General features: G+C 72.7%; 19 protein-coding genes and 2 pseudogenes. 8 read left to right on the top strand and 13 right to left on the bottom strand.

Translation table 11 applies throughout. From position 1 onward, the window contains the following. Nucleotides 1-240: 240 nt before the first annotated feature. The 5 genes from IO29_RS28610 to IO29_RS28630 form a co-directional block, all read right to left on the bottom strand. Nucleotides 241-423 carry a DUF6104 family protein gene (locus IO29_RS28610; RefSeq protein WP_030383433.1) on the bottom strand — a complete coding sequence of 61 codons (183 nt, stop codon included), beginning with the start codon at nt 421-423 and terminating at the stop codon, nt 241-243. A 91-nt stretch (nt 424-514) separates the two neighbouring features. Next, nucleotides 515-4333, bottom strand: coding sequence for a multifunctional oxoglutarate decarboxylase/oxoglutarate dehydrogenase thiamine pyrophosphate-binding subunit/dihydrolipoyllysine-residue succinyltransferase subunit (locus IO29_RS28615; protein WP_030383432.1), 3819 nt, complete (start codon nt 4331-4333; stop codon nt 515-517). 351 nt (nt 4334-4684) lie between these two features. Beyond that, nucleotides 4685-5740, bottom strand: a complete 1056-nt coding sequence (locus tag IO29_RS28620; protein WP_030383431.1) for a HAMP domain-containing sensor histidine kinase — start codon at nt 5738-5740, stop codon at nt 4685-4687. A 371-nt stretch (nt 5741-6111) separates the two neighbouring features. After that, complete coding sequence (locus IO29_RS28625) at nt 6112-6849, bottom strand: response regulator transcription factor (RefSeq protein WP_030383430.1); 738 nt, start codon at nt 6847-6849, stop codon at nt 6112-6114. A 122-nt stretch (nt 6850-6971) separates the two neighbouring features. Then, nucleotides 6972-7688, bottom strand: coding sequence for a spermidine synthase family protein (locus IO29_RS28630; protein WP_037840626.1), 717 nt, complete (start codon nt 7686-7688; stop codon nt 6972-6974). 305 nt (nt 7689-7993) lie between these two features. On the opposite strand from IO29_RS28630, the pseudogene lon reads away from it, so the two are divergent. Next, nucleotides 7994-10426: pseudogene (lon, locus tag IO29_RS28635) on the top strand (endopeptidase La). Nucleotides 10427-10576: 150 nt separating this feature from the next. Here the strand turns inward: lon and IO29_RS28640 are convergent. Beyond that, complete coding sequence (locus tag IO29_RS28640; RefSeq protein ID WP_030383192.1) at nt 10577-11389, bottom strand: lysozyme; 813 nt, start codon at nt 11387-11389, stop codon at nt 10577-10579. Nucleotides 11390-11594: 205 nt separating this feature from the next. On the opposite strand from IO29_RS28640, the gene IO29_RS28645 reads away from it, so the two are divergent. Beyond that, complete coding sequence (locus IO29_RS28645; protein WP_030383191.1) at nt 11595-12119, top strand: MarR family winged helix-turn-helix transcriptional regulator; 525 nt, start codon at nt 11595-11597, stop codon at nt 12117-12119. A gap of 84 nt (nt 12120-12203) precedes the next feature. On the opposite strand, the gene IO29_RS28650 is transcribed toward IO29_RS28645, so the two are convergent. Beyond that, nucleotides 12204-12992: a protein phosphatase 2C domain-containing protein gene (locus IO29_RS28650; RefSeq protein ID WP_030383190.1), complete on the bottom strand. Its 789-nt coding sequence runs from the start codon at nt 12990-12992 to the stop codon at nt 12204-12206. Nucleotides 12993-13348: 356 nt separating this feature from the next. Here IO29_RS28650 and IO29_RS28655 point away from each other — a divergent pair, with 356 nt between their 5' ends. The 5 genes from IO29_RS28655 (at nt 13349) to IO29_RS28675 (ending at nt 19597) form a co-directional block, all read left to right on the top strand. Next, nucleotides 13349-16672 carry a sensor histidine kinase gene (locus IO29_RS28655; RefSeq protein WP_078618572.1) on the top strand — a complete coding sequence of 1108 codons (3324 nt, stop codon included), beginning with the start codon at nt 13349-13351 and terminating at the stop codon, nt 16670-16672. Continuing rightward, on the top strand, nt 16669-17181 hold the full coding sequence (locus tag IO29_RS28660) for a roadblock/LC7 domain-containing protein (protein ID WP_030383188.1): 513 nt from the start codon (nt 16669-16671) through the stop codon (nt 17179-17181). Before IO29_RS28655 ends, IO29_RS28660 begins: the two co-directional genes overlap by 4 nt. Then, nucleotides 17178-17600 (top strand): DUF742 domain-containing protein, encoded by a 423-nt coding sequence (locus tag IO29_RS28665; RefSeq protein WP_030383187.1) that lies wholly within the window; start codon nt 17178-17180, stop codon nt 17598-17600. The genes IO29_RS28660 and IO29_RS28665 overlap by 4 nt, the downstream gene beginning before the upstream one ends. Further along, nucleotides 17581-18249, top strand: a complete 669-nt coding sequence (locus tag IO29_RS28670) for a GTP-binding protein (RefSeq protein WP_051708003.1) — start codon at nt 17581-17583, stop codon at nt 18247-18249. Before IO29_RS28665 ends, IO29_RS28670 begins: the two co-directional genes overlap by 20 nt. A 94-nt stretch (nt 18250-18343) precedes the next feature. Beyond that, nucleotides 18344-19597, top strand: a complete 1254-nt coding sequence (locus IO29_RS28675) for a styrene monooxygenase/indole monooxygenase family protein (protein ID WP_030383185.1) — start codon at nt 18344-18346, stop codon at nt 19595-19597. 121 nt (nt 19598-19718) lie between these two features. Here the strand turns inward: IO29_RS28675 and IO29_RS28680 are convergent, their stop codons facing one another. From IO29_RS28680 to IO29_RS28705, 6 genes are all read right to left on the bottom strand, one after another. After that, nucleotides 19719-20753, bottom strand: coding sequence for a C40 family peptidase (locus tag IO29_RS28680; protein WP_030383184.1), 1035 nt, complete (start codon nt 20751-20753; stop codon nt 19719-19721). Between the two features lie 102 nt (nt 20754-20855). Continuing rightward, on the bottom strand, nt 20856-21200 hold the full coding sequence (locus tag IO29_RS28685) for a hypothetical protein (protein WP_033226826.1): 345 nt from the start codon (nt 21198-21200) through the stop codon (nt 20856-20858). Nucleotides 21201-21235: 35 nt separating this feature from the next. Next, entirely contained in the window at nt 21236-21976 is a 741-nt protein-coding gene (locus IO29_RS28690) for a TetR/AcrR family transcriptional regulator (RefSeq protein WP_030383182.1), read from the bottom strand. Nucleotides 21977-22029: 53 nt separating this feature from the next. Next, nucleotides 22030-22959, bottom strand: a complete 930-nt coding sequence (locus IO29_RS28695) for an AurF N-oxygenase family protein (RefSeq protein WP_030383181.1) — start codon at nt 22957-22959, stop codon at nt 22030-22032. Nucleotides 22960-23259: 300 nt separating this feature from the next. Then, nucleotides 23260-24735 (bottom strand): penicillin-binding transpeptidase domain-containing protein, encoded by a 1476-nt coding sequence (locus IO29_RS28700; RefSeq protein ID WP_030383180.1) that lies wholly within the window; start codon nt 24733-24735, stop codon nt 23260-23262. Then, nucleotides 24732-26129 carry an FtsW/RodA/SpoVE family cell cycle protein gene (locus IO29_RS28705; protein WP_051708004.1) on the bottom strand — a complete coding sequence of 466 codons (1398 nt, stop codon included), beginning with the start codon at nt 26127-26129 and terminating at the stop codon, nt 24732-24734. The genes IO29_RS28700 and IO29_RS28705 overlap by 4 nt, the downstream gene beginning before the upstream one ends. Nucleotides 26130-26254: 125 nt before the next feature. On the opposite strand from IO29_RS28705, the pseudogene IO29_RS28710 reads away from it, so the two are divergent. Beyond that, nucleotides 26255-26475, top strand: a pseudogene (locus IO29_RS28710) (NERD domain-containing protein); the annotation flags it as partial.

Consider the following 26475-nt stretch of genomic DNA (forward strand, 5'->3'; position numbering starts at 1 on the left):
GCGTGGGCGCAGGTGGGGGTGGGGGTGCCGGTGGTCGTCTGGGGGGTGTGGCGGCGGCGTGCGGGGTGGGTGGTGGCGGGGGTGCTGTTGGTGGTGGACGGGGTGGTGGGAGGTGTGCGGGTGGGGTGGGGGTGGAAGTGACGGGGAGCTGGGCGTTCTTCGCCCCCGCCGCTCCTGTCGCCCCCGCCGTACCGTCCCGTCCCTCCCCGGCCCTCGTCCTCCTCCCCTCGCCCTCCTCCCCTAGTCCTCGTCCTCCTCGTCGTCCAGGCGGGCCAGCCAGGTGGCCAGGCGTTCTACCGGGATTTCGAAGTCGGGGTTGAGATCGACGAACGTGCGGAGTTGCTCGGCGAGCCACTCGAAGGTGACCTCCTCCTCGCCGCGCCGCTTCTCCAGTTCCTCGATGCCACGGTCGGTGAAGTACATGGGGTCAAGGATATGGCGGGGAGGGGGAGACGCGGACGGGCCGCACCCCCCCCGGGAGAGGGTGCGGCCCGGCCTTCGTCGAACTCGGCGGTTACGCCTCGAACACCTCGCGGACCAGCTGCTCCTGCTCCGCCTGGTGCCGCTTCGCGGAACCCACGGCGGGGGAGGAGGAGTGCGGCCGGGAGATGCGGCGCAGACGCTCGCTGTGCGGGACGTCCGCGCCGACCGCCAGGTCCAGGTGGTCGATCAGGTTGAGCGCGATGAACGGCCAGGCACCCTGGTTCGCCGGCTCCTCCTGCGTCCACAGGTACTTCTCGGCGTTCGGGTACTTGGCGATCTCCGCCTGGAGCTCGGCACCCGGCAGCGGGTACAGACGCTCGATGCGGATGATGGCCGTGTCGTTCGCGCCGCGCTTCTGACGCTCGGCGGCGAGGTCGTAGTAGACCTTGCCCGCGCAGAAGACGACCTTCTTGACGGCGGCCGGGTCGACCGAGTCGTCGCCGATGACCGGACGGAACTGGCCGGTGGTGAACTCCTCCGCCTTCGAGGCCGCCGCCTTCAGGCGCAGCATCGACTTCGGGGTGAAGACGACCAGCGGCTTGTGGTGCGGGTTGTGCACCTGCCACCGCAGGAGGTGGAAGTAGTTCGCCGGGGACGTCGGCTGGGCGACCGTCATGTTGTTCTGCGCGCACAGTTGCAGGAACCGCTCGATGCGGGCCGAGGAGTGGTCCGGGCCCTGGCCCTCGTAGCCGTGCGGCAGCAGCAGCGTGACGCCGGAGGTCTGGCCCCACTTCTGCTCGGCGGCCGAGATGTACTCGTCGACCACCGACTGGGCGCCGTTGACGAAGTCGCCGAACTGCGCCTCCCACATCACCAGCGCGTCCGGACGGGCGAGCGAGTAGCCGTACTCGAAGCCCATGACCGCGTACTCGGAGAGCAGCGAGTCGTAGACGTTGTAGCGGGCCTGCTCCTGCGACAGGTACAGCAGCGGGGTGTAGTCCTCGCCGGTCTCCCGGTCGATCAGCACCGCGTGGCGCTGGCCGAACGTGCCGCGGCGGGAGTCCTGCCCGGAGAGGCGCACCGGGGTGCCCTCCAGGAGGAGGGAGCCGATGGCGAGGGTCTCGCCCATGCCCCAGTCGATCGTGCCGTCCTCGACCATCGACGCCCGGCGCTGGAGCTGCGGGAGCAGCCGCGGGTGGACGGTGAAGTGGTCGGGGATGTTGACCTGGGACTCGGCGATCCGCTTGACGACCTCCGTGGAGATCGCCGTGTTGACGGCGACCGGGAACTCGGCCTGCGGGTCCGGCGAGTGCGGGGCGGCCGGCTGCGCGGTGGCCTCGCGGACCTCCGTGAAGACCTTCTCCAGCTGGCCCTGGTAGTCCTGGAGCGCCTGCTCGGCCTCCTCCAGGGTGATGTCGCCGCGACCGATGAGCGACTCGGTGTAGAGCTTGCGCACCGAGCGCTTCTTGTCGATCAGGTCGTACATCAGCGGCTGGGTGAAGGCCGGGTTGTCCGACTCGTTGTGACCGCGGCGGCGGTAGCAGATGAGGTCGATCACCACGTCCTTGTTGAACGCCTGGCGGAACTCGAAGGCGAGCCGCGCCACACGCACGACGGCCTCCGGGTCGTCGCCGTTCACGTGGAAGATCGGGGCCTCGATCATGCGGGCCACGTCCGTGGCGTACATGGACGAGCGGGAGGACTCCGGGGCGGCGGTGAAGCCGACCTGGTTGTTGATGACGATGTGGACCGTGCCGCCGGTGCGGTAGCCACGCAGCTGCGACATGTTCAGGGTCTCGGCCACCACGCCCTGGCCCGCGAAGGCCGCGTCGCCGTGGATCGCCACCGGCATGACGGTGAAGTCGGTGCCGCCCTTGTTGATGATGTCCTGCTTGGCACGGGTGATGCCCTCGATGACCGGGTCGACCGTCTCCAGGTGGGAGGGGTTCGCGGCCAGCGAGACGCGGATCTGCTCGCCGTCCAGACCGGTGAAGGTGCCCTCGGCGCCCAGGTGGTACTTGACGTCGCCGGAGCCGTGCATCGACTTCGGGTCGAGGTTGCCCTCGAACTCGCGGAAGATCTGCGCGTAGGACTTGCCGACGATGTTCGCCAGCACGTTCAGCCGGCCGCGGTGGGCCATGCCGATGACGACCTCGTCCAGGCGCGACTCGGCGGCCGAGTCGAGGACGGCGTCGAGCAGCGGGATGACGGACTCGCCGCCCTCCAGGGAGAACCGCTTCTGGCCGACGTACTTCGTCTGGAGGAAGGTCTCGAAGGCCTCCGCCGCGTTGAGGCGGCGCAGGATGCGGAGCTGCTCCTCGCGCTCGGGCTTGCTGTGCGGGCGCTCGATGCGGTCCTGGATCCACTTGCGCTGCTTGGGGTCCTGGATGTGCATGAACTCGATGCCGGTGGTGCGGCAGTACGAGTCGCGCAGCACGCCGAGGATGTCGCGCAGCTTCATCAGGGACTTGCCCGCGAAGCCGCCGACCGCGAACTCGCGCTCCAGGTCCCACAGGGTGAGCCCGTGCTCGGTGATGTCCAGGTCGGGGTGCTTGCGCTGCTGGTACTCCAGCGGGTCGGTGTCGGCCATGACGTGGCCGCGGACCCGGTAGGAGTGGATCAGCTCGAAGACGCGGGCGGCCTTGGTGACGTCGTCGTCGTGGCTGGCGTCGATGTCCTTGAGCCAGCGGACCGGCTCGTAGGGGATGCGCAGCGCCTTGAAGATCTCGTCGTAGAACTCGTTCTCGCCGAGGAGCAGGTTGGCGACGATCCGCAGGAACTCGCCGGAGGCGGCGCCCTGGATGACCCGGTGGTCGTACGTCGAGGTGAGGGTCATCACCTTGGAGATGCCCAGCTTGTTCAGGGTGTCCTGGGAGGTGCCCTGGAACTCGGCCGGGTAGTCCATGGAGCCGACGCCCATGATGACCGACTGGCCGGGCATCAGGCGGGGCACGGAGTGGACGGTGCCCAGGCCCCCGGGGTTGGTCAGGGAGACCGTGACGCCGCTGAAGTCCTCCATCGTCAGCTTGCCCTCGCGGGCGCGGCGGACGATGTCCTCGTAGGCCTGCCAGAACTCGAAGAAGTTCAGCGTCTCGGCCTTCTTGATGCCGGCGACGACGAGCTGGCGGTCGCCGTTGGGCTTCACCAGGTCGATCGCCAGGCCGAAGGTGACGTGCTCCGGCTTGACGAGGGTCGGCTTGCCGTCCTTCTCCGCGTAGTGCCAGTTCATCGACGGCATGGCCTTGATGGCCTGCACCATCGCGTAGCCGATGAGGTGGGTGAAGGAGATCTTCCCGCCCCGGGCCCGCTTGAGGTGGTTGTTGATGACGATGCGGTTGTCGAACAGCAGCTTCACCGGGACCGCGCGCACGGACGTGGCCGTGGGCATCTCCAGTGAGGCGTTCATGTTCTTCGCGACGGCCGCGGAGGGACCGCGCAGCGTGACGTACTCGGGGCCCTGGGGGGCCTCGGTCGCCGGAGCCGCCTTGGCGGCCGGTGCGGCCTTGGCGGCGGCAGCGGGCTTCGCGGGGGCCGCGGCCGCGGGCTTCGCGGCCTGCTTGGCCGGTGCGGCGGCGGGCGCGGCCGCCGGCGTCGCGGGCTTCGCGGGGGCGGCCGACTGCGCGGCGCGCGGGGCCGGAGCGGCCGGCTGAGCCGGGGTGGTGGGAGCGGCGTCGGTCCGCGCGGCCCCCGCAGCCGCGTCACCCGCCGGGGCCGGGGTGGCAGCCGCCCCGGGCTTGTAGTCCGCGAAGAAGTCCCACCAGGCGCGGTCTACCGAATTCGGGTCCTGGAGGTACTGCTGATAGATCTCATCGACGAGCCACTCATTGGCACCGAACGAGGCCGCGGGGTTCTTCCCGGCTTGGTCGGTCTCGGTGGAGATGCTCGAGTTACTGGGGGACTGTGGCGACACGGCGGCAACCGCCCTCTTCCGCTTCACAAGGTGATGGACAGCGGGAATAAAGGCTACGCCTCCGTGACCGGGAAGGTGAGGTCGGGCCGGTTCATCGTCACGTACATCACATTGAAAACCGTGTTTCGCCGCCGGAATTGGCGGGAAACAAGCGCGGTTACGGTCGAAAAGGGTACGGGAGCCCGAGGGAGCGGCGCACGGGCGGCCTCCCAGGGGAGCCGCAGCGGTCGGACCGGGGCCCGGTCCGCCGCTCCGTGCGGTGGCCCGGTGGCCTTGATCACACGTGTCCACACCGTGCCCGGCCGTGGCGGGACAGCCGGTGGATCATGCGGCTCCGCTGCGCACTTTACGTCAACTTGGCGAAGAGGGGAGCCCTGGAAGGGTGACCTGGATGCGGCAGCCCCGCTCGCTTTCGGCCACGCCGATCCGGCCACCGTGGAGATCCACCGCCCAGCGCGCGATCGCCAGCCCCAGACCCGTGCCGCCGTCGCTGCCGGGCCCGTGCGGGGAGCGGACCGCGCCCCGGTTGAACCGCTCGAACACCCGGTGCCACTCGGAGCGCGGAATGCCCGGCCCCTCGTCGAGCACCTCCAGGTCGAGCGAGTCCGGCGCCTGCCCCGGCCGCGCCCTGACCGTCACCCTGCCGTGCGGCGGGCTGTGCTTGACGGCGTTGTCGATGAGGTTGGCCATGACCTGGTGGATGCGCTCGGGGTCCGCGTGCGCGGTCAGCTCCGGCGGGTGGACGTCGAGGTGCAGATGGACGTCCTTGCGGGTGTGACCGCCGGAGCCGGAGGCGATGCCCGCGCGCGCGGAGGCCACCATGTTGGCCTCCTTGAGCATCTCGGCCAGATACGGCCACACCTCGAAGCGGCGTTTCTTCAGCGGGACGACGCCGTTGTCCAGCCGGGAGAGGTCCAGCAGCGTCTCCACCAGGCGGCCGAGCCGCTCGGTCTGCCGCAGCGCCGTGCGCATCGTCTCGGGGTCCGCCTCGGTGACGCCGTCCACGATGTTCTCCAGCACCGCGCGCAGCCCCGCGATGGGCGTGCGCAGCTCGTGCGAGACGTTCGCCACCAGCTCCTTGCGCCGGCTGTCCTGCGCCTCCAGCTCGTCGGCCATGCGGTTGATCGTCTGCGCCAGGTCGCCCAGCTCGTCGCGGCGGTTCTCGCGCACCCGGCGGGTGTAGTCGCCGTGCGAGATGGAGCGGGCCACGGCGTTCATCTCGTCCAGCGGGGCGGTGAGCGAGTGTGCCACGAACTGGGTGATCAGCAGGGTGGCGATCACCGAGAAGACGGTGATGAAGCGCAGCTCGGTCTGCGTCCGCACGGCGATCATCAGCAGACCCGTGGTGATGAAGACGGAGACGACGACCAGCGTGCCGAGCTTGGTCTTGACGGAGAAGGGCCACAGACCGCGGCCGGACTCGTGTGCGGAACCGGGACCCGGGCCCGGCCCGGTGGCCGCGCCGTACCCGGACGCGCCTCTCGCCGCCCTCGGGGCGCGCCCGGGGCGTGCCTTGCGCCCGGCGGCCGTCGCGTTCCGGGAGCGCACCCTGCCGGACCTGCGCCCCGCGGCCGCGCCGGCGCGCGCCGCTGCCGTACCGCGTCCCGCTGCCGTGTCACTACGGGGGTTCGCCCTGCGCGCCGCGGCCGCCACGCGTCCGAAGACCGCGCCCCGGCGCGTTCCACCGGCACCGCTCATCGCTTCCAGCCCCCTTCGGCTGCCCTGCTCCCGCGGGGATCCGGCGGCGCTGCCGCCGGGAGCGGGGCGGGAGAGCCCGCTCAGGGCGTCGGCGTCTCCAGCGCGTAGCCCACACCGTGCACCGTGCGGATCCGCTCCGCACCGATCTTCCGCCGCAGCGCCTTGATGTGGCTGTCCACGGTCCGCGTCCCGGACGCGTCCGCCCAGTCCCACACCTCGGCGAGCAGCTGCTCGCGCGAGAGTACGGCACGCGGGGTGTTGGCCAGGCAGACCAGCAGGTCGAACTCGGTGGGCGTCAGATGCACGTCCTCACTGCGCACCCGGACCCGGCGCTGCGCGTGGTCGATCTCCAGTTCGCCCAGGCGGAGGATGCCCGAGCGCGGAGTCGTCGCGGCGAGCGCGGCCCGCTCCACCCGGCGCAGCAGGACGTGCACCCGGGCGGCCAGTTCCCGCATGGAGAACGGCTTGGTCATGTAGTCGTCGGCGCCGACGCCGAGGCCGACCAGCATGTCGGTCTCGTCGTCGCGCGCGGTGAGCATCAGCACCGGCACCGGGCGCTGGGCCTGCACCCGGCGGCAGACCTCGAGCCCGTCGAAGCCGGGCAGCATCACGTCGAGGATCAGCAGATCGGGCTGCCAGGCCTCGGCGGTGTCGACCGCGGACGGGCCGTCGCCCGCCGTTTGCACGAGAAATCCCTCGGCGCGCAGACGGGTCGCGATGGCGTCGACGATCGTCTGGTCGTCCTCGACCACCAGAACCCGGCGCTGCGCGCCGTTCGTCGTCGCCGTGCCGTTGTGGGAGGTGTGTGTCTGCTCCATCGCCCGCCCCTGGGGTTGCTTTCCGGAATCCGTGGGGTGATCCCATGTCTGCGGTGACGCGTCGTTGTGCTGTGAATGATCCGCGTCAGGGGAGCAGCGTACGGGCAGTAACAGTCGCTCGGCTATCCGGGGCGGACCGCCAGGTGAACCACGTCGGGAACGCCCCGGGCAACGGGGATCTCTTCGGTACGCACCTGTTGGAACCCGGCATTCCGTAGGGTTCCTTCAAATTCCGGAGAGGGCTGTGCGGACCATACGGCGAGTACTCCGCCGGGCCTCAACACCCTTGCGCAGCCTGCCAGTCCGGAAGGTGAGTAGAGGGTTTCGTTGTCCTCCGTGACGGTCCAGTCGGGGCCGTTGTCGATGTCCAGGCAGAGGGCGTCGTATGTGTCCGATGTCTCATTGACGTAAGTGATCAGATCCGCTTCGAGGATGCGGGTGCGGGGGTCCGCGCGGGCGTCGGCGGTGTAGGGGGAGAGGGGGCCGGTGCGGTGCCAGTCGATGACGGCGGGTTCGCGTTCGACGACTGTGATGGGGCCCCAGTGGGGGTCGGCGGCGGCGTGGGCGAGGGAGAAGCCGACGCCGAGGCCGCCGATGAGGACGGCGGGGTTTTCCCGGCCTGCGGGCAGGGCTTCGTGGGCCGCGTCGACGAGACGGCGTTCGGAGCGGCCGTCGGAGGTGTCCATGAGGAAGCAGCCGTTGGCGATGATCTGGAGGTGGGGGCCGTGGCGGCGGAGGGTGATGTCGCCGGCGGGGCCGGAGCGGGTGTCGAGGGTGACGGGGGGTTCGGTGGGGGTGGGGCGCGGGGTCGGGGTGGCGTCGGTGGTGGGGTGGGGCATGGGGGTCATTGTGGGTGACGGGGAGTGGGGTGCGGGGAAGTTTTTCGCCCCCGCCGCCCCTACCCTTCCCCACCCTCCAAGGGGCTTCGCCCCTTGGACCCCGGGGTGCGGTGTCGGCCGACCGCCGGTGGGGACTTCTCGCGCAGTTGCCCGCGCCCCTTACAGGGGCGCGGTGAGTGCTCGCGCCTGCGTGGCGCACCCCTGGCGGGCGGGTGATCGCTGTGGGCGAACGCGGGGTGGGGAACATTCGGAGGCTCAGGGGGATTGAGTCGGGATAGCTCAACTTCACTGTCGAGAGGAAGATCATGGCTGCTGAGTCCCCGTCCTCGTCGTCTCCGTACACGCCGTTCGCCCTTCCCGTGCTGCCGCTCGATGATGAGGTCGTGCTGCCGGGCATGGTGGTGCCGCTGGACCTGAGTGATTCCGACGTACGCGCCGCCGTGGAGGCCGCGCAGGCCGCCGTCGGTGCGAGTCCCGGGAAGCCGCGCGTGCTGCTCGTGCCGCGCGTCGACGGCACCTACGCCGGCACCGGTGTCCTCGGCACCGTCGAGCAGGTCGGCCGGCTCGCGGACGGCGACCCCGGCGCCCTCGTCCGGGCCCGGAGCCGCGTACGGATCGGCGCCGGCACGACCGGCCCCGGCGCCGCGCTCTGGGTGGAGGGCACCCGCGTCGAGGAGACCGTCCCCGATCCGCTGCCCGGCCAGGTCACCGAGCTGATGAAGGAGTACAAGGCGCTCGCCACCGCGTGGCTGCGCAAGCGCGGTGCCTGGCAGGTCGTCGACCGGGTGCAGGCCATCGACGACGTGTCCGCGCTCGCCGACAACTCCGGTTACTCGCCCTTCCTGACCACCGAGCAGAAGGTGGAACTGCTGGAGACCGCCGACCCGGTCGCCCGGCTCAAGCTCGCCACCCAGCAGCTGCGCGACCACCTCGCCGAGCAGGACGTCGCCGAGACGATCGCCAAGGACGTCCAGGAGGGCGTCGACAAGCAGCAGCGCGAGTTCCTGCTGCGCCGTCAGCTCGAAGCCGTCCGCAAGGAACTGCGCGAGATCAACGGGGAGAAGGACGGCGAGGAGTCCGACGACTACCGCGCCCGCGTCGAGGCCGCCGACCTGCCCGAGAAGGTCCGCGAGGCCGCGCTCAAGGAGGTCGACAAGCTGGAGCGGTCCAGCGACCAGTCCCCCGAGGGCTCCTGGATCCGCACCTGGCTGGACACCGTCCTCGAACTGCCCTGGAACACCCGCACCGAGGACGCCTACGACATCCAGGGCGCCAAGGCGGTGCTCGACGCCGAGCACTCCGGCCTTCAGGACGTCAAGGAGCGGATCACCGAGTACCTCGCGGTGCGCAAGCGCCGTACCGACCGCGGGCTCGGAGTGATCGGCGGCCGGCGCGGCGGTGCCGTGCTCGCGCTGGTCGGCCCGCCCGGGGTCGGCAAGACCTCGCTCGGCGAGAGCGTCGCCCACGCGATGGGGCGCGAGTTCGTCCGGGTCGCGCTCGGCGGTGTGCGGGACGAGGCGGAGATCCGCGGCCACCGGCGTACGTACGTCGGCGCGCTGCCCGGCCGCATCGTACGGGCGATCAAGGAGGCGGGGTCCATGAACCCCGTCGTCCTCCTCGACGAGATCGACAAGGTCGGCTCCGACTTCCGGGGCGACCCGGCCGCGGCCCTCCTCGAAGTCCTCGACCCCGCGCAGAACCACACCTTCCGGGACCACTACCTGGAGGTCGAGCTCGACCTGAGCGACGTCGTCTTCCTGGCCACCGCCAACGTGCTGGAGGCCATTCCGGAGGCGCTGCTCGACCGGATGGAACTGGTCCGGCTCGACGGCTACACGGAGGACGAGAAGGTCGTCATCGCCCGCGACCACCTGCTTCCGCGCCAGCTGGAGCGGGCGGGTCTCGCCGCCGAGGAGGTCACGATCGACGAGGGCGCGCTGCGCCGGCTGGCCGGGGAGTACACCCGCGAGGCGGGCGTGCGCACCCTGGAGCGGTCGATCGCCCGGCTGCTGCGGAAGGTCGCGGCCCAGCACTAACTGGGGGAGCGCGAGCTGCCGTTCACGGTCGGCGCGGACGATCTGCGTGCGCTGATCGGGCGGCCGCACCACGTGCCCGAGTCCGCCCAGGACCCGGCCGAGCGGCGCACCGCCGTGCCGGGGGTCGCGACCGGGCTCGCGGTCACCGGGGCGGGGGGTGACGTTCTCTTCGTGGAGGCGTCGCTGGCCGATCCGGAGACGGGGGCGGCGGGGCTGACGCTGACCGGGCAGCTCGGTGACGTGATGAAGGAGTCGGCGCAGATCGCGCTGAGCTTCCTGCGGTCGCACGGGGCGGAGCTGGAACTGCCGGTGGGCGACCTCAAGGACCGGGGCGTGCACATTCACTTCCCGGCGGGGGCCGTACCGAAGGACGGGCCGAGCGCCGGCGTCACGATGACCACCGCGTTGGCCTCCCTGCTGAGCGGGCGGCTCGTGCGGACGGATGTGGCGATGACGGGGGAGGTGTCGTTGACCGGGCGGGTGCTGCCGATCGGGGGTGTGAAGCAGAAGTTGCTCGCGGCGCATCGGGCGGGGGTGACGACGGTGATCATCCCGAAGCGGAACGAGGCGGATCTGGATGATGTGCCGGCGGAGGTGCTGGCCAAGCTGGAGGTGCATCCGGTGACGGATGTGCGGCAGGTGCTGGAGCTGGCGCTGGCGCCCGCGGATGTCTCTCGGGATGCGGTGCCGGTGGCTGCGTGAGGGGTGGGGTGGGCGCGGCGGGGGAGTTTTTCGCCCCCGCCGCCCCTTCCCGTCCCAACCCGGGGCCTCCGCCCCCGGACCCCCGGGGTGTGCGGGTGGGTGGGGGCTTGTCGCGCAGTTTCCCGCGCCCCTTCAGGGCGCGGTGTGCTCTCAGCCGTTGGCCAGGGCCTGGACCCTGTCCAGGGCGCCGTTGAATTTGTCGTGGTCGCCCACCGTGGGGCCGGAGGACGTGTACTGCCACATGGTCTGGAAGGACCAGCCGGCGGGGAGGGTGCCGGGTGTGGAGGCGTAGCGGGCTATCCACAGGGGGTTGGCGGTGGCGAAGCCGGCGTAGTCGCCGGTGCACTGCGTCCACCAGCTCGTGGCCGTGTAGATGACGGCGTCCCGGCCGGTGCGGGACTTGTAGCGGTTCAGGAAGTCGCGGATCCAGCTCACCATCCCGCTCGCCGACTTGCCGTAGCAGGCCGCCCCGTACGGGTTCCACTCGATGTCCAGCGTCCCCGGCAGCGTCTTGCCGTCGCGGGACCAGCCGCCGCCGTGGTCGACGAAGTAGTCGGCCTGGGCGGCGCCGGTCGTCGTGTCGGGCGTCGCGAAGTGGTACGCGCCGCGGATCATGCCGACGTCGTACGAGCCGTTGTACTGCTGGGCGAAGGAGGGGTTCGTGTAGTACGTGCCCTCCGTCGCCTTCGTGTAGGCCCACCGCACGCCGCTGCTCCACAGGGTGGACCAGGCCACGTTCCCCTGGTGGCCGGAGACGTCCACGCCCTCGGTCTGCGCGGCGGCGGTGGGGGCCGGGGTGCCGTCCCCTCCGTCGTGGGCGAGGACGCCCATGCCCATGTGGGCGGTGCCGCGGGCGGGGGTGCCGGCGGCGTCGGCGGGATGGACGGCGAGCAGCGGCAGCGCGGTGAGCGCGAGCGCCGCGGCGAGCAGGCGGGCGCCCGCTCTCTTCTTGTGCACGGGCATGACTGCCTCCGAGTGGGGTCGGTGGTCCGGCGTTCACTGCCTGGCAGGTCCTGGCGGCACGGGACGCTACGCACGTAGACCCGGGCGGGGAAGGGGGGCCGGAGGCTGCCGTTGGTCTACGCCTGCGAAATACTGGCGGAACTGCGGCAACGGCCACGCGTGGCGGAAACTTTCAGTACGGCGAAACCAGCTCGGGAGTGCTGACGTGCACGAGGACGGAACCAGAGAGGGCGGGTCCGGCACCGTCCGGGCGGCGCCGGTGTCCGACGGTGAGCAGGCGCCGCCGGAATTCCTCGCCCTGGAGCGGGAGTTGACCATGCTGATGCGGCGTGCCAGGGCCCAGCAGGGCGAGATGGCGCGCGAGGTCCACCCCGATCTGGAGCCCGCCGCGTACGGGCTGCTCGTACGGCTCGAGGAGTGCGGCCGGCAGCGGGCGACGGATCTCGCGGCGTTCGTCGGGGTGGGCAAGGCGACGATGTCCCGCCAGCTGCGGGCGCTGGAGGAACTCGGCCTCGTCGCCCGCGAACCGGACCCCGCGGACGGCCGCGCCTGGCTCGTCCACCTCACGGAGGAGGGCGGCCGGCGGGTCGCGCGCGTACGGGTGGCGCGGCGGGCGCGGTATGTGCGCAAGCTCGCGCACTGGGACGCGCGGGAGGTGGCCGAGCTGGCAAGGCTGCTGCGGGAGTTGAACCTGGGTATCACGGGGTGGGAGGAAGACAGCGCCCCATAGCTCGGGGGTACGGGTCGCCGGGCGGCTGCGGGTGGATTCGTGGTTGCTCGCGCCCACGCGGCGAAGGGGCGGGGGCGGAACCCCTCACAGCTCCACGAACACCACCGTCGCGTCGTCGTGCGTCTTCGCCGAGCCCAACCGGGCGCGCGCCTCCGCATCGCCGTGCTCCAACTCCCGCACCCGCTCCACCAACGCCCCCGCACCCTCCCTCCTGAGCACCCCGAACAGTTCCCCCCACTCACCCTCCCCGAAGGTCTCCACCCACCGCCCCGCCCCGTCCGTCAGGCCGGCCAGCGCCCGGACGGACCCCCGCGGCACCATCCCGCTCACCGCCCGCTCCGCCACACCCGGATCCGCCGCCGCCGTGAAGAAGCCGCCCTCCTTGTTGCGCAGCGTCCCGTCCACCACCGCCGCCGAGGCGAGCGCCGCGCGCGGCAGACGGGCCAGGCGGTCGTCCAGGACCGGCGTCACCGCGCCGTCCGGCGACTCAAGGAGCAGCACCGCGTCGCACAGGACCAGGTACTCCACCACCGCTTCGTCCCAGCGCGCCACCGCCACGGTTGCCTGTGGCGTGCGCGGGTGAGAAAGGTCACAGGTCGTGGCATGTGCGTCCGCCGTGCGGGAAATCGCCGCGGACAGCACCTGTGGCAGCGACAGATCCCGCCGGGAAACGGACAGTTCGGTCAGGGCGCCGCCCAGCCGCGCACAGAACCACGGCACGGAGTGCGTACAGCCCGGCTCGGCCGCCGGCGGCGTCACCCCGTCCAGTACCGCCAGCGCGCCGCCCTGTCCCGAGGCGGGCAGGGCGAGGGCGGCGAAGTCCTCGTTGGGACGGCCGGGGCCGGCGGGTTCCGAGATCAGTTCCGTACGCATCCGGCCAGTCTGCACGAGCCCTTCACAGGGTTCACAAAAGCCCGTCATTCGCCGCCGGACGGGCGCGGACCTCCGCTCCCGCCGCCGGGTTTGGCACCGATTGACGGGATCCGGTGAAGCGTGGCGGCGAATAGTGCCAAAGCACGGCCCCGACGTCCAACCGGCCCGCCGTGCACCGCCGTGGCACACGCCGGAGGAACTTGCCCGCCAACTCCCCGCCGGGGTTCACTCCTTCGGGTGGCGGGCCGGGCGAAGTGGGGCCACTGCCCAGCGCCACTGGGAGGGTCGGGAGCCGTACCGGGACGACCCGCCCCCGTGACGGGACGTCGTCCGGGCCCTTGGTAGACGAGTCAGGAATGCGAGCACCGGTGCAGAAAACGCGGCCTCGGCGCCCAGGCAAGCAGACGCCTCCCGCACAGGACGGCGCCTCCTCCGAGTCCGTGGGAAGGGGACGGCCCACGCACGTCCGCAACCGGCTGATCGTCGCGGTGGCCGTGGTGGCCGCCGCCGTCGCCGGTGCCGGCGCGCCGAGCGTCGTCGCCGCCTCGGGCGACCTCAACGACTCCCAGAGCCTCGTCACGCTCAACGCCCAGACGCGCGACGCGCTCTCCCTCGCGCACTCCCTGGCCGACGAACGCGACCAGGTCACCGTCTTCGTCGCCGCCGGACGTCCCAAGTCCAAGGCGCCCGGCGAGCAGCAGAGCGCCCGCGTCGACCGGCAGATCGAGGAACTGCGCGCCGACTCCGACCTCCCCGCCGGGCTGCGCACCGCCCTCGACGACGTCGCCGCCGTCCGCCGGGCCGCCCTCACCGGCAAGAGCGGCGCCCTCGACACCCACCGCGCCTACACCGACGCCCTCGGCGAACTCCACGCACTGGCCGAGGAGCTCGCCGAGAAGATGCCGCCCCGGGCCGGCTCCGGCGACCACGCGCTCGCCTCGCTCGACACCGCCGTCCAGCAGGCCGGCGCCGCCCGCGGGCTGCTGCTGGCCGCGCTCGCCGTCCCGCACGGCACGCGGACCGTCATCGACCCGGTCACCGGGCTGCCGACCACGACCAGCACCGCCACGGCCGCCGAGGCCAAGCAGCGCGACGCGCTCAGCGCCGCGGCCCAGCAGGCCGACGTTCGCTCCGACGCCGCCGTCGCCGGGTTCCGCGCCACCGCGACCGGCGCCGCGAAGAACACGTACGACACCACCGTCACCGGGCCCGAGGTCGCCACCGCCGAGAAGTACCTGGCGAGCCTCACCGACCAGCCCACCCTCTCCGACAGCGACCTCGGCACCAGCGGCACCAAGCTGGAGACGGCCCTGTCCGCCCGCATCGACGCGATGCGGGGCGCCGAGTCCTCCCTCTACGAGCACCGCGGCACGGACCTCGAACAGCTGCGCGACGACGATGTCACCGCGCTGGAGATCCGCATCGCCGTCCTCGGCGCGCTCGTCCTCCTCGCCGTCGCGATCGCCACCGCGCTCGCCCGCAGTCTCACCCGGCCGCTCGCCGTGCTCCGCAAGGGCTCCGCGCGGCTGGCCGCTGACCCGGCCGCGGAGGAGCCGGTCAAGTTCACCGGCCGCAACGACGAGTTCGCGCAGGTCGTCCGCTCCGTCAACGCGCTGCACGCGCACGCCGTCGCCCTCCAGAGCCGCGTCGGCACGCTGGAGAGCGACCGCAAGCACCTCATCGACAAGCGGCAGTCCGTCGCCGACGAGCGGCAGCGGCTGCGCGCCGAACTCGACGCGGCCGGCCGGCAGTTGGAGCAGGCCCGCAGCAGCATCCACGGCACGTTCGTCAACCTCGCGCTGCGCACGCTCGCCCTCGTGGAGCGCCAGCTCGGCGTCATCGAGGGGCTGGAGGAGCGCGAGCAGGACCCCGAGCGGCTCGGCACGCTCTTCAAGCTCGACCACCTCGCCACCGTCATGCGCCGGCACAGCGAGAACCTCCTCGTCCTCGCCGGCGCGGAGCACGGGCAGCAGCACGCCGGGCCCGTGCCGCTGGTCGACGTGGTGCGGGCCGCCGTCAGCGAGATCGAGCGGTACGACCGCGTCCGCATCGCCGCGCTGCCGCCGCACGCGCATGTCACCGGGTTCGCCGCGGACGACCTCTCGCACCTCCTCGCCGAACTGCTGGAGAACGCCACGTCGTTCTCGCCGCCGGACGCGCCCGTGGAGGTGTCCGGCTGGCTGCTGGAGAACGGCGAGGTCATGCTCTCCGTCCAGGACGAGGGCATCGGCATCACCCCCGACCGGCTGACCCGGCTCAACGCCCGGCTCACCGACTTCGACCCCGCACAGCCGTACGTGACGGAGGACGGCGAAGGCCTCGGGCTCGGCCTGTACGTCGTCGCCCGGCTCGCCCACCGGCACGGGGTGCGGGTGCGGCTGCGCGGGCAGCAGCAGAGCGGCAGCACGGTCGTCGTGGTGCTGCCGGAGGCGCTGATGGCCGGCGCGGAGGCGACGGCGGTCGCCGCGCCCTCGGCAGCCTCCGGTACGGAGGCGCTGCGGCTGCCGGGTGCAGGCGCCGAGGCCAACGGCAACGTCCTGCCGCACCGCCAACGCCTCACGGCCCCCGAACCGCCCGGCGACGAGGACCCCCTGATCGCGGCGGCGGAAGCGACGATCCGCGCGCAGGAGGCGGAGACGGCGGCGGATGCGGCGGCAGAGGCCGCGGCGGCGGACCCGGGCGAGCCCGGCGCCACGGACGCCGCGGCCCCCTCGGGCGCGCCCAGGACGACGGCCGCCCCGGCCACCGCGGCCACGGAGGACGTACGGCACGGCGGGGCCGCCGAGCACGGCGGGACTGCCGGGGACGGCGGGACTGCCGGGGACGGCGGGACTGCCGCAGGTGGCCGTGCCACCGAGCATGGCGGTGCCATCGAGTACGGCGGAGCCGCCGATGACGGCGAGGCCGCCGAGGGCCGCGCCCCCGTACGGCACGACGTAACCGACGACGACGCCGACGTACGGCACGGCGGAGCCGCCGAGGACGACGGCACCGTGTGGCACGACGGCACCGTGCGGCACGACGGGCCCGCCGGACACGACGGCACCCCCGAAGGCGGTGGCGCCGCGCGACGCGACAGCCAGGGCGCCGTCGTGCCCGGGGCGAGGTCCGGGCCGGACGCCGAGGGCGTCACCCCGGAGACGACCATGGAGCTGCTCGCGCCGACGCCCCCGGCGGAGCCGGCCCAGGACGCGCAGGACGCCCAGGACCCCCGGGGCCACTCCGCCCAGCCGCCCTCCGGGCCGACCGTCGGCGAGTTCCCGGCCGGTGCGCCCGGTGCCGGAGCCCGTGGCGGCGGGCCCTACTCCATAGGCCCCGACAGCCACGAGCGCAGCGGCGCGGAGGGTGACGCGCCGGCGCCCGCGTCGGCCCGTGCGCCCCGGCTCACCGCCAAGGGGCTGCCCAAGCGCACGCCCCGTATCGCCACGCCCGTCGAGGCACCCCGGGCCCGGACCGGCGGCGTGGACGCCGAGGCGCTGCGGCGCCGGCTCGGCGGCTTCCACCAGGGCGCACGGAAGGGCGCCCGCGCCGCAGAGGAGGAACTCGCCGAGCGGACCGGACAGACCGCCCGGCCCGGTCAGGGCACCGCACCCGAGCCCGGCAGCACAGATCACGGCCCCGCGCAGAACACCGCGGCCGTGGACACATCGGGGGGCACCGTCGAGGAGGCAAGCAGTTGACCGCGTCCACTACCTACGGACTGAGCAGCGAAGCCCGCAACCTTCAGTGGCTGCTGACCAACCTCGTCGAGGAGGTGCCCGGCATCCTCTCGGTGGCGGTGGTCTCCTCCGACGGTCTGCTGCTGCTCTCCTCCGACCCCGGAGCCGTCGCCGCGGCCCGTACCGCCGGCGGTGACACCCCCGCCGGCCCCCGCGGCTCCTCCGCCGACCTCGCCACCATCGTCTCCGGCATCGGCAGCCTCACCATCGGCGCCGCGAAACTGGTCGGGTACGGCGAGGTCAAGCACACCATGATCGCGATGGACGAGGGCAGCCTCTTCGTCATGTCGATCAGCGACGGCTCCCTGCTCGGCGTGCACGGCTCCGCGGACTGCGACATGAGCGTCGTCGCGTACCACATGGCCCTCTTCGTCGGCCGGGCCGGACACGTCCTCACCCCCGAACTCCGCAGCGAGCTGCGCAAGTCCCTGGAGACCGACGAGGACGCGCGGCCGGGAGGCGATCGATGACCGCCACCACCGCACCCGGGGACGCGCCCCGGAAACTCCCCGTCCGCGGCGGTGACCGCAAACCCGCCCGGGTGCGCCCCTATTCGCTCACCGGCGGCCGCACCCGCTTCGGGCACGTCCTGCTCGTGGAGACCTTCGTCGCCGCACTCGAGGCCCCCGAGGAGCGCCGTGAGCTGACCAATGGTTCACTTGCCTCCCGCGTGATGCCCGAGATGCGGGCCATCGTCGAACTCTGCCGCCGCATGCGGACGGTGGCCGAGATCGCGGCCCTGCTCAAGATGCCGCTCGGCGTGGTCCGGGTGCTGCTGAGCGACCTCGCGGACCAGGGAAAGATCCGTGTGTACGGAACCGGTCACGGCCCCGGACAGCCGGACCGCGCGCTGCTGGAAAGGGTGCTGAGTGGACTCCGCCGTCTCTGACGCCACCGTGGCGGGCGTCGCACGCGACGCCGCCTCCCCGGGCGTCGCCCCGCTCCTCGACGACGAGGAGCAGCTCCAACCCTGGCAGAAGGACCGCACCCGCGCGCCCATCGCCACGAAGATCGTCGTCGCGGGCGGCTTCGGCGTCGGCAAGACGACCCTCGTCACCGCCGTCTCGGAGATCACGCCGTTGCAGACCGAGGCGCTGATGACGGAGGCGAGCGCGGAGACCGACGACCTGTCGGACACCCCGCAGAAGCTCACCACCACCGTGGCCATGGACTACGGCCGCCTCACGCTCGACGACGACCTGGTCCTCTACGTCTTCGGCACCCCCGGCCAGCAGCGGTTCTGGTTCATGTGGGACGACCTGGTGCGCGGCGCGATCGGCGCGGTCGTCCTGGCCGACACCCGGCGGCTCGCGGACTGCTTCCCCGCCCTCGACTACTTCGAGAGCTGCGGGCTGCCGTACATCGTCGCCGTCAACCACTTCGACGGCAGCGAGCGGTACGAACCGGAGGACGTGCGCGAAGCGTTGACGATTCCCTCGCACATCCCTGTAATGATCATGGACGCGCGGCGGCGGATCTCGGCGATCGAGACGCTGCTCGGGCTGGTGCGCCACGCCCTGGAGATGTCGCCCGAGTAGCCCGGGCATCAGTCCGAAGCCGTAGCCATGCCTGAAGCCGTAGTCATGCCTGATGCCGTAGTCACGCCTGAAGCCGTAGGGAGACAGCAGCCGCATGCGGAAGATACTCGTCGTCGGAGCCGGCCAGTCCGGGCTCCAGCTCGCCCTCGGCCTCCAGTCGCACGGGTACGAGGTCACCGTCATGTCCAACCGGACCGCGGACGAGATCCGCTCCGGGCGGGTCATGTCGACGCAGTGCATGTTCCACACCGCCCTTCAGCACGAGCGTGACCTGGAGCTCAACTTCTGGGAGTCCCGGGCCCCGCGCATCGAGGGGCTCGGCGTCTCCGTCGCCGCCCCCGGCTCCTACGAGAGCGGGCCCGCCCAGCGCGCCATCGACTGGGTCGGCCGGCTCGACGGGTACGCCCAGTCCGTCGACCAGCGGGTGAAGATGGCCGGGTGGATGGAGACCTTCGCCCAGCGCGGCGGTCAGCTCGTCATCCACGGGGCGGCCGTCGGCGACCTCGACTACTTCTCCCGCACGTACGACCTCGTCCTCGTCGCGGCCGGCAAGGGCGAACTGGTGTCGATGTTCGGCCGCGACGCCGCCCGCTCCCCCTACCGCGAGCCGCAGCGCGCCCTCGCCGTCGCCTATGTGCACGGGCTCGGGCCGCGCCCCGAGCACCCGGAGTACGACGCCGTCCGCTGCAACCTCGTGCCCGGCGTGGGCGAGCTGTTCGTGATGCCGACGTTCACGACGTCCGGGCGCGCCGACATCCTCTTCTGGGAGGGCATACCCGGCGGGCCGCTCGACGTCTTCCAGGGGGTCAAGGACCCGTCCGAACACCTGGCGCTGACGCTGGAGCTGATGGAGCGGTACACGCCGTGGGAGTACGCGCGGGCGACGAAGGTCGAACTGACGGACGCGGGGGGCACGTTGGCGGGGCGGTACGCGCCGACCGTGCGGAATCCGGTGGGGGTGCTGCCGTCCGGGGGGCGGGTGCTGGGGGTCGCCGACGTGGTCGTCGCCAACGATCCCGTCACGGGGCAGGGGGCGAACTCGGCGTCCAAGTGTGCGGCGTCCTATCTGGAGTCGATAGTGGAGCGGGGCGAGGAGCCGTTCGACGAGGAGTGGATGCGGGTGGCGTTCGAGCGGTACTGGGCGACCGCGCGGCATGTCACGAAGTGGACGAACGCGATGCTCGGTCCGCCGCCGGAGCATGTGCTGAACCTGATCGGGGCGGCGGGGGAGCTGGCACCGGTCGCGGACCGGTTCGCCAACGGGTTCGACGACCCGTCGGACTTCGAGAACTTCTTCTACGAGCCGGAGAAGACGGCGGCGTATCTGGGGTCTGTGGCCGGGGGGTGACCTTCGGGTTTTCCCGCCCCCGCCGCCCCTGCCGCCCCTGCGGGCAGTCGTGCCGCTGGGGCGGCACGGGTGGGCGCAGGCGGCACCCGGTTGGCGCCGGGTCGCGAAGTCGCCGTGACGGTTACCCCGGTGGGCGGACCGCGCCCAGGACCGGGGCCGTGGCCAGTGGGGTCATGGTGACCGTCGCGCCGGGGCGGGGGGCTTGCACCACCATGCCGTGGCCCGCGTACATCGCCACATGCGTCGCGTCGGGGTGGTAGAGCACCAGGTCGCCGGGGCGCAGCGCGGTCAGCGGGACGTGGGGGAGGCCGGCCCACTGGGACTGGCTCGTGCGGGGGATGGGGTGGCCCGCCGCCCGCCACGCCCCCGACGTCAGCCCCGAGCAGTCGTACGAGGCCGGCCCCGCCGCCCCCCACCGGTACGGCTTGCCGATCTGGTCGACGGCGTACCGCAGCGCCTCGGCGCCCGCGGGCGAGGGCGGCCGGCCGTCGTCGCCGACCGTCCCGGAGGTGAGCAGCTCGTTCTGCGCGGCGGCCGTCCGCTCCTGCTCCAGCCGGGTCACCTCCGCGAGCCGCTCGGGGCTCAGCGAGGCGAGCAGTTTCTCGACGGCGCCGAGCTTGGTGCGGACGGTGTCGCGGTCCTTCCGCTGCTGGTCGGCGAGGTTCTGCTGCCGGTTGAGCGCGCGCCGCGCGGCATGCGCGAGGGCGTCGGCGCGACGGGCCCCGCCGGACAGCCGGGTCACCGTCTCGGCCCGCTCGCGCGCGAGCCGGCCGACCACGTGCGCCTGGTCGAGGAACTGCTGCGGATCGCGGGCGAGCAGCAGCCGTACGTAGGGGGAGAGGCCGGAGACGCCCTGGTACTGCTGCCGGGCGAGCCGCCCCGCCGCCCCGCGGCCGTCGTCGAGCGAGCGCCGGGCCGCGGCCAGCTCGCCGTCCAGCTTCGCCGACCCGGTGCGCTGCCGGGCGAGTTTCTCCGCGGTGGCGTTGTACGTCTCGGTGGCCTGCTCGGCGCCCCGGTACAGCTCCGAGAGGTCGGTCAGGAGCTCGGACAGCGGCCGTTCCTCCGGTGCGGGGTCGGCCGCCGCGCGGGTCGGCGCCAGTACGACCGAGGCGGTCACCGCCGCCGTACAGACCAGACGGAGCAGGCGTCCTGACACGTCATCACCTCCGGAGGCGGACGGCCCCTCCGCCCGCGCACCGGCAGGATCATGTGACCGCGACCCGGGCGCCTCCCGGGTGGTCGCATCGGAGCAGCCGGGTCACCCTTCGGAGCGGTCCCCGCCGTCCCCCGGCGTGGCGTCCGGCGCGGCGGCGCCCGGCGGCGTACGGGACGCCGTCGGCCCGGGCCTGGACCACGGCCAACGCGGCCCGCGCCCCCCGCTGTCGCCCCCGGCGTCGAACTCGTACCGCCAGCTCTGGCTCAGCCCCAGCCGGCCGCGCCCGTGCTGGACCCGCCGGTAGACCAGCACGGTCGGCGGGCCGCCCGCGACGTCGGGGACCGGGACCCGGTAGGTCTTCGGGGGGTGCCCGGTCAGGCCGAGCAGCACGGGCAGGACGCGCCCGTCCAGCGGGCCGCCCACGAAGGGGGTGTCTGCGCTCTTCACCCCACCAGTCTCGCCCGTCTCCGCTCGGACGAGCCTCACAGCAGATGTGCCGCGTCGGCGAGGACCGGCGCCATCCGGCGGGCCAGTGCCCCGACCGGGCCCTCGGCGCTCTCCATCGCCAGCGCCCGCCGCACCACCGCGGCGGTCGCCTCGTCGCGCCCGGCCGCCGTCACCAGAGACACCATGAACTGCTCGACCAGCCAGTCGCGCAGCTCCCCGGCCGACGGCCGCTTGCCCTCGTCGAGCCAGATGAGGGAGGCCGCCTCCACCGAGGTGATCCACATGCGGACCGTCATCCGCAGCCGCGAGCTCGGCCCGGGGGCTTCCAGGTGGCTCAGGATGTGGTCGGCGGCGGCCCGGCGCACCCCGTCGACGATCGCCGTCGTCCGCGAGGTCTCCACCACGCTGCCGCCCTGGAGCAGCGCGCTGAACCCGGCGTCGTGGCCGTCCACGAAGGCCAGATAGCGGTCCAGGGCGCGGCCCAGCCGCTCGGTGAGCGCGCCCACGGGCGGCTCGGCGAAGCAGTGCTCCAGCTCCTCGGCGGCCGAGCGCAGCGCGGCCTCGTACAGCTGCTGCTTGCCGCCGGGGAAGTAGCGGTAGACCAGCGGCCGCGAGACCCCGGCCGCCTCGGCGACCTCGTCCAGCGAGACGTCCTCGGGCACCCGGTGCGCGAACAGCGAGAGCGCGGCGGTGAGCAGTTGGCTGCGCCGCTCCTCGACACTGAGCCGGCGGTACGCGCGCGGCGCACGGGTCGTCGGGGCGGCCTCGGAGGTCATGGGCCGAGCGTAACGCGGGGCGGCCGGCCACCCCCCGTCCGCCCTTCGCGGCCCTACGCAAGCAGCCCCGACGACTTCCACAGCCGGCGGCCGGCGCCGCGCAGCACGCCGATGTCGTCCAGGAAGTCCGTCAGCCGCTTGGAGCCCGTCTGCATGACCTCCTTGCGGTGGCCGCTCGCCTTCACCTGCGCCATCGCCTCGCGCCGGTCCAGGCCGACGTTGGTGTACACCTCGGGGTTGACGAAGGCGACGGAGAAGACCCGCGCGAACTCGCCGGAGGTGACCCGGGTGAACTCCTGCGACCAGCGCGGCGCCGTCATCATCTGCCGGCGCAGCTCCTCGCGGGCGTACCGCACGTGCCGTGCCTCCTCCACGACGTGGATCCGCGTGACCCCGCGGATCAGCGGCTGCACGCGCTCGTCGGGGAAGGTCAGCCTCTGCATCCAGTCGAGCACCTCCTCGCCGAGCAGGGTCGCGGTGAAGGAGCCGGGCGTGGTGGAGATCGTCTTGAACAGCCGGCCCAGGTTCTGGTGGATCCGGCTCACCGGGTACCAGGGGGTGCCGCCGCGCGAGATCAGCCGGGCGAACATCTTGGAGTGCCGGCACTCGTCCTCGATCTCGGTGAGCGCGTACCGCACATGCGCGCTCGTCGCCGCCTTGTCGTAGATGTGGCGGCAGAGCAGCTGCATCAGGATGATCTCGAACCAGATGCCGAGCGAGGCGAGCGCCGCCGCCTCGTGCTGGGAGAGCAGGACGCGCTGCTCCTCGCTCATCCGCTTCCACAGCGGGGTGCCGTACAGCGACACCAGCTCCGGCGGCCAGAACCACTTGCCCTCCTCGAAGGGGGCCTCCCAGTCCAGCTCCTTGTCGGGATCGAAGGAGTGCTTGGCGGAGGAGTCGAGCAGCCGCTTCGCCACCTGCTCCCGGTCCTTGAGCAGGCCGAGCGCGTCGCGCAGCACCTCGGCCTCCGTCACGGTCGTCATTCGTTCCCACCTCGTCGTACGTGCGTAGCTGCGTACATGCCCGTACCTGCGTACGTGCGTATGGAGTTCGCGGCGCCGCCCAGCGGGCACCCGGACATGGGTTACCGGTGGTTACCTGCGGCCCGACTCTTATGAGACTGCTTGTCAGCAAGGACGTCAATCCCCCGCGTCCCACTTCCCACGTACTTCGCACACTCCCGTACTTCGCACACTCCCGGGCGGGCGGTGTGAGCGGGCGGGCTGGCGGTGTGAGCTTGCGGGCAGTGCGGGCGGTGTGGGCGGTGCGCGGTACGGAGGCCGTCAGCGCGTGTCCGCCGCCGCCCGGTTGTCGAGCACCGCCTCCATCACCGCACGGGCGATCGGCGCCGCGTCCCCGCCCCCGCTGATCTCGCCCCGCGCCCCCGCGTCCTCCACCACCACCGCGACCGCCACCGCCGGGGCCGGCGCGTCCTCGCTCCGCGCCCAGGAGATGAACCAGGCGTACGGCGTCCCCGCATTGCCCACGCCGTGCTGCGCGGTGCCCGTCTTGCCGCCCACGACCGCCCCGGGGATCGCCGCGTTGGTGCCGGTGCCCTCCTCCACCACGCCCGTCATCAGCTCCCGCAGCCGCTCGGCCGTCCGCTGCCGCATCGCCCGGTGCAGGGTGCGCGGCCGGGTGGCGGAGAGGGTGGTGCCGGCCGCGGTCGTGGTCCGCTCCACGAGGCAGGGCACCGGGACCGTGCCGTCGCCCGCCACCGCCGAGGCGATCATCGCCATGTGCAGCGGGGTGGCCCGGGTGTCGTACTGCCCGATCGACGACAGCGCCAGCTGGGCCCGGTCCTGTTTCGCGGCGAACGTGGACCGCGCCACCGGGAACGGCACCCGCAGCCCCGCGTCGCCGAACCCGAAGGAGGCCGCCGTACGCGCCATCGCCTCCGCCCCGACCCGCACGCCGAGCTTGGCGAACACCGTGTTGCAGGACCACTCGAAGGCGTATCGCACGGAGGCGTCGGCGCAGCCGTCCACCTCGTTGGTCAGCCGGGTCCGGGTGCCCGGCAGGGTGTACGGGTCGGGGGAGGCCGTCTCGGCGTCCAGATCGTCGACCACGCCGGCGTCGAGGGCCGCCGCGGCCGTGACCACCTTGAACGTCGAGCCCGGGGGATAGGTCTGGCTGATCGCCCGGTTCAGCATCGGCCGGTCCGGGTCGCTGTTGAGCCGCCGCCAGGCCCGTGCCGAGGCGTCCCCCGTGCCCGACAGCTCGCCCGGGTCGTACGACGGCACCGACACCAGCGCCAGGATCCGCCCCGTCACCGGATCGAGGGCCGCCACCGCCCCGCGCCGCCCGGCCAGCCCCTCGTAGGCCGCGCGCTGGGCGTCCGGGTCGATCGTCGTCACCACCGTGCCGCCGGTGGAGCGGGCGCGGGTGAGGCCGTGCAGGAGGGGGAGGGCGGCGAGCCCCGGGTCGGTGCCGGCGAGCAGTCCGTCCTGGGCGTGCTCCAGCAGCGTGGTGCCGTACACCTGCGAGGCGAAGCCGGTGACCGGGGCGTACAGCGGGCCGTCGGTGTACGTCCGCGCGTACCGGAACATCCCGCCGGTGTCGCGCGAGCCGGTCACCGGGTCGCCGCCGGCCAGGATGTCACCGCGCGGCTGCCCCCAGCGGGCGATGTCGGTACGGCGGTTGGCCGGGTTGCCGGCGTAGTCGTCGGACCGCACGAGCTGGACGCGCACCACGTTGACGAGCAGCGCCACCAGCAGCAGCGCGCACAGCAGCGCGGCGCGGCGGATGTACCGGGTCATGGGGCCGCCGTTCCGTCGGTCGCCGGTCGGTCTCTGTCCTGGGAGGCGGCGGTCCCGGTCTGCGTGACCGGTGTCCTGCCGCCGGGCGCGGCCTCCGCCTCGCTCTCGTCGCGGCGGGCGGAGTCGCTGAGCCGGATCAGCAGCGCGACGATGATCCAGTTGGTGACCAGCGACGACCCGCCCTGCGCCAGGAACGGCATCGCCATCCCGGTGAGCGGGATCAGCCCCGTCACCCCGCCCGCGATCACGAACACTTGCAGCGCCAGGATCGAGGCGAGCCCCACGGCCAGCAGCCGGCCGAACGGATCGCGCAGCGCGAGCCCGGCCCGGTAACCGCGCTCCACCAGCAGCGCGTAGAGACCGAACACCGCGACCAGCCCGGCCAGCCCCAGCTCCTCCCCGGCCGTGGCCAGGATGAAGTCCGACTTGGCGGCGAAGCCGATGAGGATGGAGTGGCCCGCGCCGAGGCCGGTGCCGAGCAGCCCGCCCGCGGCGAACGCGAACAGCGACTGGGCGAGCTGGTTGGGGCCCTGGCCCGCCTCGATGGAGGCGAAGGGGTGCAGCCAGTCCTCGACCCGCCCGTGCACATGCGGCTCCAGCCGCCCCACGGCCAGCGCGCCGGCCACCGCCAGCAGCAGCCCGACGGCCACCCAGCCGGTGCGCCCGGTGGCGACGTACAGCAGGACGACGAACAGCCCGAAGAACAGCAGCGAGGTGCCGAGGTCCCGCTCCAGCACCAGGACCCCCACGCTGAGCAGCCAGATCGCCACGACCGGCCCGAGCACCCGCCCGGTGGGGAACTGCACTCGCCACAGCCGGCGCCCGGCGTACGCCAGCGCGTGCCCGTTGGCGGCGAGGTACCCGGCGAAGAACACGGCGAGCAGCACCTTCGCGAACTCGCCCGGCTGCAACGAGAACCCGGCGATCCGCACCCAGATCCGGGCGCCGTTCACCGCCGGGAAGAAGATCGGCACGGTGAGCAGGGCGAGCGCCCCGACGACGCTCACGTACGCGTACCGCTGGAGCACCCGGTGGTCGTCCAGGACCACGACCACCACGATGAACAGCGCGACGCCGAGGGTGGACCAGTTGAGCTGGGTCGGCGCGGCGGCGTCGCCCGGCGTCTCCAGGTCCAGCCGGTAGATCAGCACCAGCCCGAGCCCGTTCAGCAGTACGGCGATGGGCAGCAGCACGGGGTCGGCGAGCGGCGCCCGGAACCGTACGGCGAGATGCGCGAGCAGCGCGAGGACGGCGAGCCCGGCCCCGTACCCGGCCGCCCCCGGCGGCACGGCCCCGTGCCGTGCGAGCCCGACCGCGCAATACCCGCAGACGGACAGCACCACGGCAAGCGAAATGAGCAAGACCTCGACCCCACGCCACCCGGTCCGCCGCATATTCGCAACATACCGGGATGGATAGGACAGAGGGTAAGGGGCGCCCCGTAAGGGACGCGGGGAACTGCGCCCGAACCCCCCACCTTGCCCGCACCCCGCACCCCCTGTTCCCATGGAACAAGGGGGTGACCACCCGTATGACCCGACTGCGCGTCACACCGTCCCGCCACCGCACCCACGACCGCCTCTACGTCCACCACCCCGACGGCACCACCCTCGCCTGGTACGACCGGGACACCTCCCGCGTCAACCTCCTCGACGCCGCCCTCCAGGACGCCGTCCTGGAAACCCTCGCCCCCTTCCTCACCGGCCCCGTCACCGTCTGCCCACCCCCCGCCCCCACCTC

Origin of the sequence: Streptomyces sp. NRRL F-6676, assembly GCF_000725625.1 — a bacterium.
In the GTDB taxonomy this organism is placed as follows: domain Bacteria; phylum Actinomycetota; class Actinomycetes; order Streptomycetales; family Streptomycetaceae; genus Streptomyces.

Coding starts and splice junctions, on each gene's coding strand:
- IO29_RS28625 (WP_030383430.1), bottom strand. CDS start 6,849: ATGGAGCAGACACACACCTCCCACAACGGCACGGCGACGACGAACGGC.
- IO29_RS28695 (WP_030383181.1), bottom strand. CDS start 22,959: ATGACGACCGTGACGGAGGCCGAGGTGCTGCGCGACGCGCTCGGCCTG.
- IO29_RS28610 (WP_030383433.1), bottom strand. CDS start 423: ATGTACTTCACCGACCGTGGCATCGAGGAACTGGAGAAGCGGCGCGGC.
- IO29_RS28675 (WP_030383185.1), top strand. CDS start 18,344: ATGCGGAAGATACTCGTCGTCGGAGCCGGCCAGTCCGGGCTCCAGCTC.
- IO29_RS28630 (WP_037840626.1), bottom strand. CDS start 7,688: ATGCCCCACCCCACCACCGACGCCACCCCGACCCCGCGCCCCACCCCC.
- IO29_RS28700 (WP_030383180.1), bottom strand. CDS start 24,735: ATGACCCGGTACATCCGCCGCGCCGCGCTGCTGTGCGCGCTGCTGCTG.
- IO29_RS28655 (WP_078618572.1), top strand. CDS start 13,349: ATGCGAGCACCGGTGCAGAAAACGCGGCCTCGGCGCCCAGGCAAGCAG.
- IO29_RS28650 (WP_030383190.1), bottom strand. CDS start 12,992: ATGCGTACGGAACTGATCTCGGAACCCGCCGGCCCCGGCCGTCCCAAC.
- IO29_RS28690 (WP_030383182.1), bottom strand. CDS start 21,976: ATGACCTCCGAGGCCGCCCCGACGACCCGTGCGCCGCGCGCGTACCGC.
- IO29_RS28665 (WP_030383187.1), top strand. CDS start 17,178: ATGACCGCCACCACCGCACCCGGGGACGCGCCCCGGAAACTCCCCGTC.
- IO29_RS28640 (WP_030383192.1), bottom strand. CDS start 11,389: ATGCCCGTGCACAAGAAGAGAGCGGGCGCCCGCCTGCTCGCCGCGGCG.
- IO29_RS28705 (WP_051708004.1), bottom strand. CDS start 26,129: ATGCGGCGGACCGGGTGGCGTGGGGTCGAGGTCTTGCTCATTTCGCTT.